Source organism: Baekduia sp., assembly GCF_035318805.1.
Taxonomy (GTDB): domain Bacteria; phylum Actinomycetota; class Thermoleophilia; order Solirubrobacterales; family Solirubrobacteraceae; genus Baekduia.
In genome coordinates, this window is the sequence record NZ_DATHDY010000030.1 from 1 (window position 1) to 12,884 (window position 12,884).

Consider the following 12,884-nt stretch of genomic DNA (forward strand, 5'->3'; position numbering starts at 1 on the left):
ACCTCGGTGTGGACCTCGTAGGCGAAGTCCAGCGGCGTCGCGCCGGACTGCATCGACTTGACCTCGCCCTTCGGGGTGAAGACGAAGACCTCCTCGTCGAACAGGTCGACGCGGAGCGTCTCCATGAACTCCTTGGGGTCATGGAGCTCCTGCTGCCAGTCGAGCATCGACCGCAGCCACTTGAGCTTGTCGTCGGTCCCCGGGCCGCCCTCGGCGCCCTTCTTCTTGGGGTCCTGCTTGTACATCCAGTGCGCGGCGACGCCGAACTCGGCCATGTCGTGCATGTCGCGCGTGCGGATCTGGATCTCCAGCGGCAGCCCCTCCGGTCCGATGACCGTCGTGTGCAGCGACTGGTACATGTTGAACTTCGGCATCGCGACGAAGTCCTTGAAGCGGCCGGGCAGCGGCTTCCACAGCGAGTGGATGACGCCGACGGCGCCGTAGCAGTCCTTCACCGAGTCGACGACCACGCGCATGGCGGTGAGGTCGTAGATCTCGTTGAACTCCCGGCCCTTCTTGGTCATCTTGGAGTAGATGGAATAGAAGTGCTTCGCCCGCCCGGAGATCCGGGCCGCGATGCCGAGCGCCTCGAGCTCGCGCGACAGCTCGTCGCCGGCGCCCTTGACGTAGTCCTCGCGCTCCTCGCGCTGCTGGTTGACCAGGCCCTTGATCTCCTGGTACTTGCGCGGGTGCAGGGCGGCGAACGCGAGGTCCTCCAGCTCCCACTTGATCGCGTGGATGCCGAGCCGGTGCGCGATCGGCGCGTAGATCTCGAGGGTCTCCTTGGCCTTCTCGATCTGCTTCTGCTTGGGCATCGCGTCGATCGTGCGCATGTTGTGCAGCCGATCGGCGAGCTTGATCAGGATGACCCGGATGTCGGAGGCCATCGCGACCATCATCTTGCGGTAGTTCTCGGCCTGCGCCTCGTCGCGCGAGGTGAAGGTGATGCCCGTGAGCTTCGTGACGCCGTCGACCAGCGTGGAGACCTCCTCGCCGAAGAGCTCCTTGACCTCCTCCAGCGACGCCGAGGTGTCCTCGACGGTGTCGTGCAGCAGCGCGGCCACCAGCGTCTCGGTGTCCAGCCGCATGCCGGCGCAGATCTTGGCGACGCTGACCGGATGGACGATGAAGTCCTCGCCCGACTTGCGGCGCTGGTCGGCGTGGTGCTCGCAGGCGAAGACGAACGCGTCCTCGACGCGGCTCCGGTCGATCGGGAGCGCCGCCTCCTCGGCGTGCTCCTCGATGATCGCGAACAGGTCGCTGAGCAGGCGCCGCTCGTAGTCGGTGAGGTCCGGACGGGCGACCGGACGGTGCTCTTCCGGATGCGCGACGAGGTCGACGGGCGTGCGATCGGGGTGCTCGGCGGGCACCCCGCCGGTCATGCCGCCCGTGAGGTCGCGCTCGCGCTGGTCAGCCATCGCAGCCCCTCCGCGTGGCGCTGGGCCGCAGCGCGGAACGCCGGGGAGCGCTCGAGGTCGGTCGGCTGAGCCGGCGGGACGCTGACGCCGCCGGCGCCGTCGAGCTCGACGAGGCCGAGCTCGACCAGGACGGCGAGCAGGCGCCCCGCCGGGGCGACGGCGCGGTCGCCAAGCGCCGCGGCCAGCGCGGCACCGTCGCGCAGGGCGCGATAGGCGGCCACCAGACTGGGGCGCAGAGCGAGGTCTCGGTGCAGGACATCCCTCCCAAAGCGTAGCTCAGGGTCTCCCCAAGCCAGGTGGGCCATGCCCTCCGGGCCGCCGGCGAGCAGCAGCGCCTCGTGGTCGGGATGCAGCGGGGGATCGAGCGCCACCACATGGGTGTAGGCATCGGCCAGCGCGGGATCGCGCTCCAGCGCATCCCAGCTGCAGATCGAATAGCCGCCGAGGCGGCCGGTGAGCTGACGCCGGCGGACGACGGCGTCGGCGCACACGACCAGCACCGGCTCTCCGGTGTAGGCGAGCGCCGCCACCGTCCCGGCGATGCCGGCGTTGCGCCGGTCGCGGACGGTCCGGCGCCCAGCGGCCCGGCCGCGGGCGCGGTCGGCGAGCGAGGTCAGCGTCGCGCCGGACGTCGCTCCCGCGAGGGCGCTGGGCGGCGCGCCGCCGGCCAGCGCCACCGGGCCGTCGCCCCCGCCCGCGGCCACCAGCACGCGCTCCGGCGCCGCGGCCGCGATCACCGCGGCGTGCCACGCGGCGCTGCCCGGCGCGGGCTCGCCGACGAGCACCGGCGCCTCGGCGTCGGCGGGCAGCAGCTTGCGCAGCACCAGGCGCGGCTCGACCGCGCCCTGGTACTCGTTGAGCTCCAGCGTGAAGGTCGCGTGCAGGCGGCCCTCCTCGGCGCCGTCGGGCAATGCGCCGAGCCCGAAGGCGACCGCGCGCGCCCGCACGCCGCCGGCCTCGACGGTGAACCGCACGTGCTTGCCCTCGCTCATCGGGTGCGGGTCGACGAGCCGCGCGGCCGGCACGAGCAGCGAGACCGACGGGTTGCCGATCCCGAACGGCGCCAGGCGGCCGAGCTCCTCGGCCAGCTCCTGGCCCAGCTCGTCGCCGGAGACCACGGCGTCGACGCGCTCGACCGGCACGAGGTCCTCGGGTTGCAGCACCGCGGCGGCATGCGCGGCGAACGCGGCGCGGAACGCCGGGAGGTCGGCGCGGCGGATCGTGCAGCCCGCGGCGGCGCGGTGGCCGCCGTGGCGCAGGAGGTGCTCGGCCGACGCGTCCAGCCCGCCGAGCAGGTCGAAGGACGGGATCGAGCGGCCCGAGCCGGTGCCCTCGTCCTCCCCTGCGCGCAGCGCGACGAGCACGGTCGGGCGGTGCGTGCGCTCGGCGATGCGCGAGGCGACGATCCCGATGACGCCCTGGTGCCAGCCGTCGGCCCAGAGCACGTAGGCCGGCTGGTCGCCGAGGTCGGCCACCTGCGCCTCGGCCTCGAAGAGGATCCGCTGCTCGACGAAGCGCCGGTCGGCGTTCGCGCGGTCGAGCTCCTCGGCGATCTCGGTCGCGCGGCCCTCGTCGTGGGTCAGCAGCAGCTCGAGCGCCGCGTCGGCGCGGTGCAGGCGCCCTGCGGCGTTCAGGCGCGGCGCGAGGCCGAAGCCGAGCGCGCGGGCGTCGACGCGCGTCGGGTCCACGCGCGCGACACGCATGAGCGCGCGCAGGCCGACCTTCTCGGTGCGGCCCATCGCCAGCAGGCCGGAGCGCACGAGCCGGCGGTTCTCGCCCTTCAGCGGGACGCAGTCGGCGACGGTGGCCAGCGCGACGAGGTCGAGGTCGGCCAGCGCGATCGCCGCGTCGTGGCCGGCCGCCTCCAGCAGCGCGCCGGCGACCTTGTGCGCGACGCCGCCGGCGCACAGGTCCGGACACGGGTAGCCGCACACGGCCGGGTGGACGATGGGCGCGTCGGGCAGCGAGCCGTCGGCGCGCGGGCTGTGGTGGTCGGTGACCACGACGTCGAGCCCGAGCGAGGTCGCAAGCGCGACCTCGTCGACCGACGTGATCCCGCAGTCGGCGGTGACCAGCAGGCGGGTGCCGCGCGCGGCGAGCTTCTGCACCGTCGCGGCCGCGAGGCCGTAGCCGTCCTCGCTGCGGCTGGGCAGGTACCAGTCGACGTCGGCCCCGACGGCGCGCAGGGCGCGCACGAGGATCGCGGTCGACACCACGCCGTCCACGTCGTAGTCGCCGTGCACCGTGATGCGCGTCCCCGCCGTGGCGTGGCGCAGCAGGACCGCGATCGCGACGTCGAGGCCGCGGAAGTCCGAGGCGGGGTGCTCGTCGGCGCCCGCCATCCACGCGCGCGCGTCGTCCACGTCGGCGATGCCGCGGCGCACGAGCACCTGGGCGACCGGGAACGTCGTCCCGAGGTCGCGCGCGAGCGCCAGCGCACGGGCGCTGTCACACGGCGGGACGTCCAGTCGTGGCGTGAGCACCGTCGGAGAGTGGCAGCGCGACCCGACGGAACGGGCGCGCGTTCCCGCTACGTGCAGGGTTTCGGTGCGCGGGCGGACGGATCGCGCCGAGGCGGTCGGGGGGGCGCCGGGCGCGGGGCGCCGGGGCGCCCGGGCGCGGGGCGCCGGGCGCCGGCGTGTTGGCCGCCCGGCGCGGGGCGTCGGTGGTGCTGTGTGGCGTTGGAGAGGGCAGTGACGACGGAGGTTCGTCCGGGCCTGGGCGCCGTCGGTCTGCCGCGGCCCTCGGGGGCGGGTCGTTCGGGCGTGAACGGTGGGCGCGGTCGACGGACGGCGATTTGACGTTGCATCTCAACGGCAACTCGCCATCCGTCCGACCCTGGGTCGGCGAGCGGCACCTGGCCGTTGCATCTCAACGTCCAGGTGCCTTTCGCCGGCCGGACCGAGGACGGATGGCGAGGAGGGGTCGTATGCCGACCCCGGATCGCCATCCGTCTGCCGTTCGCGGCCGAACGACCCTCTCCGGCGCACGCGGAGGACAGCCGGCGCTCGCGCCCCGATGACACACTCGTCATCGCCGCCGAACCCCGCCCGCTCACCGGCCACGCCCGAGCGGGACGCCACCAGCCACCAGCCCTCCCACCTCGGCGCGCGGCGAGCCCCCGACCGAGTCCTACAAGTCGAGCGCCGGGATGCCCCGGCGGACGCCCGCGAAGTACACGGCCGCCATCCCCAGCACGGCGCCGGGCGCGGCTTCGATGGCCTGGAAGACGTGCGTGTCGCTCTGCCCCGGGATCGTGAAGCCGTTGACCAGCAGGCCGAAGATCGCGGCGCCGAACAGCGCGCCGAGGAACGCCCCGACGATGCCACCCCAGAACCGGTCCGGGATGAAGATGGCGAAGTGCCAGAGGGCGATGCCCATCATGATCCAAGCGAACATCGCCATCAGCGTGGCCTCCCGTGACGCTTGTTGCGTGCGCGCTTCGGCTTGTCGCGCTTGGGTTCCTTGAGCACCAGGTCCTCCGGCGCCGCGTCGGCGGTCGGATCCGGCGTGGGCTCGGGCTCCTGCTCGGGCTCGGCGTCCTTGCGGCGGGTCTTCGACGCCACCGACGAGGGCGCCGTCTCGTGCGCGATGTCGGCCACGAGCTCGTCGAACTCGCGCTTGGAGACGCCGCGCTCGGGATCGTCGGGCGTCGTGATCCGCCGCGACGGACGCTGCGGGCCCTTCGGGTCCACGGTGATGCCGTGGCCGGCCGTCGCGTAGGCCGGCACGATGCCGCCGCTCTCCTCGGCGATGCGGAGGCGACGGCGGCGGTAGACCTCCTCGCGCTCCTTCCAGTGCGCGAGCACCGGGGAGGCGATGAAGACCGACGAGTACGCGCCCGAGATGACGCCGATCAGCAGCGCGAAGGCGAAGTCCTTGAGCGTGGCGCCGCCGAAGAACAGCAGCGCCGTGATCGGCAGCAGGGTGCAGAACGAGGTCGCCAGCGATCGCGTCAGCACCTCGCTCATCGAGCGGTTGACGATCTGGGTGAACGCCGCACGCGGCATGCGCGGGATGTTCTCCCGGATCCGGTCGAACACGATGATCGTGTCGTACAGCGAGTAACCGAGGATGGTCAGCAGCGCCGCGACCGTCGACGTCGTCACCTCCCGGCCGGTGAGCGAGTACACGCCTGCCGTGATCAGCAGGTCGTGCATCAACGCGATCAGGACCGGGACGGCGAACTTCCACTCGAACCGCAGCGCGATGTAGAGGCTGATGACCAGCAGCGACGCGATGATCGCCTTGATCGCCGAGGACGCGACGGTCTTGCCGAACGTCGGCCCGATGGAGTCCGCCTGGTAGGCGCGTGTCGCCCCGAACCTCGACGTCAGGACGCGCTCGACGCCCGCCGCCTTCTGGCCGGTCTCGCCGAGCGAGATCTGCAGGCCGTTGGCGCCGAGCTCCTTGTCGCCCTTGACCTTCTGGACCTCGGGGTTGTTGAAGCCTGCCGCGCGCAGCGCGCTGCCGACCTGGTTCTCGGACGGGGTCTGCTGGACGAACGCCACCTTGGCGCGGGTGCCCGACTCGAAGTCGATGCCGAAGTTGAGGCCCTTGCCGCCGATCGCCAGCGCGCCGATCAGCAGGATCACGCCGGACATCGAGAAGAACCACTTCGACGCCCCCATGAAGTCCTGGGTCCACCGGCGCTTGGTCTCGCCGGCGCCGAGGGCGGCCGGATGCGAGATCCAGCGCGAGCGCTGCATCGTGCCGAGCGTCGCCTGCGTAGCGAGGACCGCGGTGAACAGCGAGGTCAGCGTGCCGATGCCCAGCGTGAAGGCGAAGCCCTTGACTCCGGCGGTCGCCAGGACGAAGAGGATGAACGCGACCATGAACGTCACGACGTTCGCGTCGATGATCGCCGCGATGCCCTTCTTGTAGCCCTGGGCGATGCCCGCGGGCACGGATCTGCCCGCGCGGATCTCCTCTTTGACGCGTTCGAAGATGACGATGTTCGCGTCGGCCGCGACGCCGATGGTCAGGATCAGCCCCGCGATGCCCGGCAGGGTCATCGTGATCGGGATGAGCTTGATCAACGCGAAGAAGTAGATCGCGTAGACGAACAGCGCCAGGACCGCGATCACGCCGAGGATGCGGTAGAAGGCGAGCAGGAAGAGCGCGACGATCGCGAAGCCGACGATGCCGGCGATCAGGCCCTGGTGCAGCGCCTGCTGGCCGAGCGTCGCGGAGACCTGCGACTGCGAGATGAGCTCGAGCTTGATCGGCAGGGCGCCGGTCTTGATCAGGTTCGCCAGGCGCTGAGCGGACTTGATGGTGAAGTTGCCCGAGATCTGCGACCCGTTGGAGCCGTCGATGCCGTCCGGGTTCTGGCGCGGATCGATGTACGGGACCGAGATGAGCCGGCCGTCGAGGACGATCGCGAAGTGGTTGGCGACCGCGGTCGAGTCCACCCCGGGCAGCAGCTGGTCGGCGCCGCGCTGGGCGATCGCCCGCGTGGTCTTCTGCCACTTCTTCTGGCCGGCGCTCGTGAAGTCGAAGGTGACCGTCGGCTGGCCGTTGCCGCCGGCGCCGTTGTCGACGTTCTGCTCGGGGTTCTTGATGTCGGTGCCGAGCAGCGCCGGGTCGTCCTTGAGGATGAAGTAGGCGTCGGCCGCCGTGGCCTGCGCGGCCTTGTCGTTGTCGTCGGCCTCGGCGCGGACGATGATGTAGCCGCGCGGCACGTTGACGTAGCTCGTCGGCTTCTTGCCGGCGGTCTGGCACGCCTCCGTCGCGTCGGCGACGGTCTCCTGCGGGCCGCAGAGGACGGTCTTGGCCTTGTCGTCGACGCCGTAGACGAGCCCGTTGGTCGTGTCGTCGGGCTCGTTGGTGGCCGGGAACTTCGAGGCGCGCTTGACGGCCTCGTAGTAGGTCTGCGTCCCGGCGCCGGGCTGGCCAGCCTGCTGGCCGCCCGTGACCGCCGTGTCGAGCGGATGGGACTTGCCGTCCGGCCCGAGGACGCTCTTCTCCCAGTCGTAGAACAGGAGCTGCGCCGTCGTGCCGACCTGCTGCTGGGCCTGGTCGGCGTTCTTGACGTCCGGCAGGGAGACGTCGATCTGGTCAGAGCCCGACCGCTGGATCTCCGGCTCGGCGACGCCGAGGTTGTCGACCCGCTGCCGCATGATGTCCATCGTGCGGTTGATGGAGTCCGACGTGACCTTCGCAAACCGGGTCGGCTTCGCCTGGTAGACGAGCGACACCCCGCCCTTGAGGTCAAGGCCCTGACGGGTCGGCTTGGACAGCGGCGACCCCGGGATGATGACCGCCAGGGAGGCGACCAGCAGCGCGGCGACGAGGCTGAGGATGATGAGATTTCGGCGGCGGTCGGTCATGCGGAGCGGACGGCAGGGTAACTGCTCGGGGCAGGGCTGACGCGACGGACTACTTGTCCGGCGTCAGGATGAGCAGCATCCCTCCGTCGTCATCGTACGCGGGGAAGAGATCGGCGGTCGCGTGGGCGGGCAGGTCGCCCTCCGCGTTGACCTGCACTGGCTGGCGGAGCTTGCGCACGCCCCACTCCAGGACGGTGCCGACCGGATCGTCGCCGTCGCCGAACCGCAGGCCGAGGACGTCGCGCACCGGGCGCCCGATGACCTTCTGGTCGTCCAGACCGGTGAGCTCGAAGGAGCCGCGGCCGCAGGCGATGACGTTGCCGTGCTGGTCGCAGGCGAAGAACGCCGCGTCGGGCGCGGGGTAGTAGTCGTCGAGCAGCTCGAAGAGGAAGCCGAAGCCACACTTCGCGCAGCCGCGGGCCTGGCGGCGGAAGCCGGCGTTGCGTTCGCTCTCGGTGGTGCGGTTGCCGCAGTTGGGACAGATGAAGAGATGAGCCATGTTCCGGCGTCGAAGGGTATCCGGGCGGGCGTCGTGGTTCGCGAACATCGACGTGCAGGCTTCATCTCCGCTCAACACGACCGCGGCCGGCGGACTCCTTCGCCGCCCGGATGAGGACCGTCAGGACGTCCAGCGCCAGGCCCTCCCGCCGGGTGCTCTGGTAGACCCCGGCCCATGGAAAGCTCCGGGCAACGGCCCGCAGAGCCCGAAGTCCCCCTGGCCGACGCCGCCATCGCGACGGAGATCGCGCATGCCGCCGCGCGCGGCCGTGGCGCCGACCGGGCCCCGACGCTCGAGCAGCTGCTGGCCGCCTTCGGCGAGACCGAACCCACGTCGGATGCCCGCCGCCGCGTGCGCGCCGCCCTGCAGGTCGCGGGCATGGGCGTGCGCCCCGACGTGCTGAACGCCGAGCCGGGACAGCGCCTGCTGCTGCTGCCGCCGGGTGCCGGCGGCAACCGGTCCCGCGGGCGCGCGGTCGGGGGTCTGCTGGCCCTCCTGGCGATCCTCGGGATCGCGGTCGGCGCCGCGGCCCTCATGGGCGGCGGCGGCAACGGGCAGCGCGCCAGCGACGACCTGCCGTCCGAGACGAGCGGCTTCCCGGTGCAGGGCGGCAGCCAGGCGAGCACGACGGCGCCGGCCGGCACGGAGACGACCGGCACCGCGACGGCCACGGAGACGACCACCGAGACCACGCCCGCCGCGACCGAGCCCACCGCCGCCGAGGTCAAGGCCAAGCGGCACGAGCGCGCGGTGCGGATCCGGCGCGAGCGGGCGGCCCGCCAGCGCGCCGCCGCGGCGAAGAAGACCGTCACCGTGCGCGTGGACGCCACCGCCCGGCCCACGTTCCTCTGCGTCGACGACGGCGCCGGCAAGCAGCTGTTCGGCGGCACGCTCACCGGCAAGCAGACCTTCAAGGGCAAGCGCGTGCGCCTCAACATCGGGCTCGCGTCGACCCTCGTCAGCGTCAACGGCACCCCGGTGCGCCTCGACGGCAGCCCCGCGGGGCTCGACGTCACGCGCACGGGCGGCGCACGCGCGCTGCCGGGCGGCAAGCGCCCCTGCAGCTGACCGGGGACTGTCCCCACCCACCCGATCGCAGACGACCCGCGACCCGACGAAGCCAGGGACTGTCCCCACCCCACCCGGGCGAGCGCTCAGAACAGCCCGGGGTCGCGCGGCGCCTCGAGGCCCAGATGGGCCCAGGCGCGCGCAGTGGCCACGCGGCCGCGGGGCGTGCGCTTGAGGAAGCCGCACTGCAGCAGGTAGGGCTCGTAGACGTCCTCGATCGTGTCCTGCTCCTCCCCCACCGTCACGGCGAGGGTCGAGAGGCCGACGGGACCGCCGTCGAACTTGGTGCAGATCGCGTCGAGGATCTCGCGGTCGAGGCGGTCGAGCCCGAGGTCGTCGATCTCCAGCAGGTCGAGCGCCGCGTCGGCGGACGACTGGTCGACGACGCCGGTGCCGCGCACGTCGGCGAAGTCGCGCACGCGCTTGAGCAGCCGGTTGGCGACGCGCGGCGTGCCGCGGGATCGCCGCGCGATCGCGGCGGCGCCGCCTGGGTCGATCGAGCAGCCGAGGATGTGGGCGCTGCGGTGGACGATCGTGGCCAGCTCGGGCCCCGTGTAGGGCTCGAGCCGGTGCTGGATGCCGAAGCGGTCGCGCAGCGGCGTCGTCAGCAGGCCCGCGCGTGTCGTCGCACCGATGAGCGTGAACGGCGGCAGCGGCACGGTCATGACGCGCGCCCCCGCGCCCTGGCCGACGGTGATCGGCAGCTCGCGATCCTCCATCGCCGGATAGAACGTCTCCTCCAGCGCGCGGCTGAGCCGGTGAAGCTCGTCCACGAAGAACACGCTGCGCGGCTCCAGCGCGCTGAGGAACGCGGCGATGTCGGCCTTGCGCTCCAGCGCCGGGCCCGCGGTCTGCACGAACGGGACCTCGAGCTCGGCCGCGAGGATCTGCGCAAGCGACGTCTTGCCCAGGCCGGGAGGTCCCGCCAGCAGCACGTGGTCCAGCGCCTCGCCACGCAGGCGCGCGGCCTCCAGCGAGACCTGCAGCTGGGCCTTGAGCGCGTCCTGGCCGACGAAGTCCCGCAGCGTCCTGGGGCGCAGCGAGCGGTCGAGGTCCTCCTCGAACTCGGCGTCGGGCGTCTGGATGCGCATCAGGCGCGTGCCGCCTTCAGTGCCTGCTGCAGGAGGTCTTCGGGCGTTTCGCCCACGGTGCCGGAGAGCAGCCGCTCGGCCTCCTCCAGGCTGAAGCCGAGCTCCACGAGCCCCTCGCGGGCCAGGCTGCGCGGATCGTCGGCGCGCCGCACGGTGATCTCGCCGCCGGCGACCGGTACGTCGTCGACGGTCACGACCTTCTCGCGCAGCTCGACGATGATCCGCTCGGCCGTGCGCTTGCCGATGCCCGGCACGGCGGTGAGCCGCTGGACGTCGCCGGCGGCCAGCGCGGCGACGAGCTCGCGCGGCGAGCCCCCCGACAGCACGGCCAGCGCCATCTTGGGCCCGACCGACTGCACGCCGATCAGCAGCAGGAAGAGGTCGCGCTCCTCCTCGGTGGCGAACCCGTAGAGCGCCAAGGCGTCGTCGCGGACGACCAGGTGCGTCAGCAGCGACACCGACTCGCCGGCGGCCGGCACGTGGCGCAGCGTCTCCGCCGAGACCGCGAGGCGGTAGCCGACGCCCGAGGCGGTCTCGACGACGACGTGGTCGGCGCGGCGGACGTGGACGTCGCCGGCGACGAGGGCGATCATCGGGCGCTCGCCATGGCCTGCGCCAGCGGCGCGTGGTTGGCGTGGCAGACGCCGACGGCGAGCGCATCCGTCGCGTGGTCGGGCAGCGGCTCGTCGGGCAGGCCGAGGACGGCGCACACCATGCGCGCGACCTGGTCCTTCGCCGCTCGGCCCGAGCCGCAGACGGCCTGCTTGACCTGCTGGGGCGTGTAGGACGCGCACGGCACGCCGCGGCGGCCGGCGGCGAGCATGACGACGCCACGCGCCTGGCCGACCGCGAAGGCGCTGCGGGCGTTCTGGCCGAAGAAGAGGTCCTCGAGCGCGACGGCGTCGGGCTCGTGGCGTTCGATCAGCGCGTCGATCTCGGCGAAGATCGAGACGAGGCGCTGCTCGAGCGGGACGCCGGCGCGCGTGGTCACGACGCCGCCGTCGAGCGCGACGAAGCGCGCCCCGCGGCGTGCGACGAGGCCGTAGCCCGTGTTGGCGAGGCCGGGATCGATGCCGAGGACATTCACAGAGGACTGCATTCTGCGGTTCGCTTCGGATGCCTCCCGCGCTGGACGCGGCGCCGCGCCTCGGCGATGTGTCCACGGTTGCGCCCGCGCGCACGAGCCCGGGTCCCTCGCCGCCGAAACGGGAAGGGTGTCGGGCGCACGCGATCTCAACAAGGACGGCCTCGGCGGCTGGGCGAAGAAGCCCTTCTCCGAGACGCGTCGACTCCGCGACGAGCTGCGCGTCTCGCACGCGCGGATCGCGTCGCTCGAGGCAGAGCGCAACGACTACCTGCGCCGGGACCGCCGTGCCGGCGTCCTGACCCACGACGCGTTCCGCGAGGCCGCGGCCGCCGCCCTGCGCGGCTCGCAGCGCCGGGGCGAGCCGGCCGCCGCCGTCCTGGTCGACATCGACGGGTTTCGCGCCCTCAACGGCCGTCGCGGCGCCGCCGCCGGCGACGCTGCCCTGGCCAGCGTCGCCGCCCGGCTGCGCGAGCTGGTGCGTGGCGGCGACGTCGTCGGGCGCACCGGTGCCGACGAGCTCGCCGTGATCATGCCGGGCGCGACGCTGGCCGGCGCGCGCGGCGTCGCCGAGCGCCTCGTCTCCGTGCTGGAGCAGCAGGGCCCCGTGACCGTCTCGGCCGGCATCGCGGTCGACGGCGGCACCGCCCAGCTCGACGGCCTGCTGGCCGACGCCGCGGCGATCCTCGAGCGAGCCCGCATCGCGGGCGGCGGACGCGTGGGCGCCCCCGGGCGCCAGCCGACGCCGGAGCCCTCGCGCGGCGCGATCGGCGCCCTGGCGCTCGCGCTGGCGGAGCGCGACCGCGGCACCGGCGAGCACGCCGAGAAGGTCGTCGCGCTGGCCGGCGCGGTCGCCCGCCGCCTCGGCATCGACGGCGAGGAGGTCGAGCGCATCGCGGCCGCCGCGCTGCTGCACGACATCGGCAAGGTCGGTCTCGCCGACTCCATCCTCAGCAAGCCCGGCGCGCTGAACGACGAGGAGTGGGCCGTCATGCGGCAGCACCCGATCGTCGGCGAGCGGATCCTGCGGGCCGTGCCGGGCCTCGGCCCCGTCGCGCGCATCGTGCGCCACGGCCACGAGCGCTTCGACGGCACCGGGTACCCCGACGGCCTGCGCGGCGAGGAGATCCCGCTCGGCAGCCGGATCGTCCTGGCCTGCGACGCCTATGACGCGATGACCTCGCACCGCCCCTACCGCGACGCGATGACCCACGAGCAGGCCGCGGCCGAGCTGGTGGCCGGCGCCGGCACGCAGTTCGACCCCCGCGTGGTCGACGCGCTGCTGCGCTACGTCGCCGACTGCCGGCCGCTGGACTACGCCGCGCGCGCCACCGACGCCCAGAGCGCGGCCGGCGCCCTCTAGCCTCGCGGAGCGGCCGGGAGCCGTTCCCA

Annotated in this window: 10 protein-coding genes; 2 read left to right on the forward strand and 8 right to left on the reverse strand. The window is 73.0% G+C overall.

Translation table 11 applies throughout. The features are described 5' to 3' along the window. From VK501_RS07415 to VK501_RS07435, 5 genes are all read right to left on the reverse strand, one after another. The coding region (locus VK501_RS07415; RefSeq protein WP_324336183.1) for a RelA/SpoT family protein at positions 1-1,418 on the reverse strand (1,418 nt) is incomplete at its 3' end. Next, the gene (gene recJ, locus VK501_RS07420) at positions 1,379-3,901 is read right to left on the reverse strand and encodes a single-stranded-DNA-specific exonuclease RecJ (RefSeq protein WP_324336185.1); all 2,523 of its coding nucleotides are present in this window, start codon (positions 3,899-3,901) and stop codon (positions 1,379-1,381) included. The genes recJ and VK501_RS07415, both read right to left, overlap by 40 nt. Positions 3,902-4,550: 649 nt before the next feature. Then, positions 4,551-4,823: a hypothetical protein gene (locus VK501_RS07425; protein ID WP_324336187.1), complete on the reverse strand. Its 273-nt coding sequence runs from the start codon at positions 4,821-4,823 to the stop codon at positions 4,551-4,553. Then, complete coding sequence (secD, locus tag VK501_RS07430) at positions 4,823-7,750, reverse strand: protein translocase subunit SecD (protein ID WP_324336189.1); 2,928 nt, start codon at positions 7,748-7,750, stop codon at positions 4,823-4,825. Before secD ends, VK501_RS07425 begins: the two co-directional genes overlap by 1 nt. Before the next feature lie 49 nt (positions 7,751-7,799). Further along, the gene (locus tag VK501_RS07435; protein WP_324336191.1) at positions 7,800-8,249 is read right to left on the reverse strand and encodes a PAS domain-containing protein; all 450 of its coding nucleotides are present in this window, start codon (positions 8,247-8,249) and stop codon (positions 7,800-7,802) included. A 174-nt stretch (positions 8,250-8,423) separates the two neighbouring features. Here VK501_RS07435 and VK501_RS07440 point away from each other — a divergent pair, with 174 nt between their 5' ends. Further along, positions 8,424-9,317 carry a hypothetical protein gene (locus VK501_RS07440; protein WP_324336193.1) on the forward strand — a complete coding sequence of 298 codons (894 nt, stop codon included), beginning with the start codon at positions 8,424-8,426 and terminating at the stop codon, positions 9,315-9,317. Positions 9,318-9,403: 86 nt separating this feature from the next. Here VK501_RS07440 and ruvB read toward each other — a convergent pair whose 3' ends face one another. From ruvB to ruvC, 3 genes are read right to left on the reverse strand one after another with little or no spacing between them, the layout of a single operon-like run. Next, positions 9,404-10,408: a Holliday junction branch migration DNA helicase RuvB gene (ruvB, locus tag VK501_RS07445; protein ID WP_324336195.1), complete on the reverse strand. Its 1,005-nt coding sequence runs from the start codon at positions 10,406-10,408 to the stop codon at positions 9,404-9,406. Then, positions 10,408-11,001 (reverse strand): Holliday junction branch migration protein RuvA, encoded by a 594-nt coding sequence (gene ruvA, locus VK501_RS07450; protein ID WP_324336197.1) that lies wholly within the window; start codon positions 10,999-11,001, stop codon positions 10,408-10,410. The genes ruvB and ruvA overlap by 1 nt, the downstream gene beginning before the upstream one ends. Then, positions 10,998-11,495 carry a crossover junction endodeoxyribonuclease RuvC gene (ruvC, locus tag VK501_RS07455; RefSeq protein ID WP_324336199.1) on the reverse strand — a complete coding sequence of 166 codons (498 nt, stop codon included), beginning with the start codon at positions 11,493-11,495 and terminating at the stop codon, positions 10,998-11,000. Before ruvC ends, ruvA begins: the two co-directional genes overlap by 4 nt. 127 nt (positions 11,496-11,622) lie before the next feature. Here ruvC and VK501_RS07460 point away from each other — a divergent pair, with 127 nt between their 5' ends. Next, entirely contained in the window at positions 11,623-12,855 is a 1,233-nt protein-coding gene (locus VK501_RS07460) for a diguanylate cyclase (RefSeq protein WP_324336201.1), read from the forward strand. Positions 12,856-12,884: the final 29 nt, after the last annotated feature.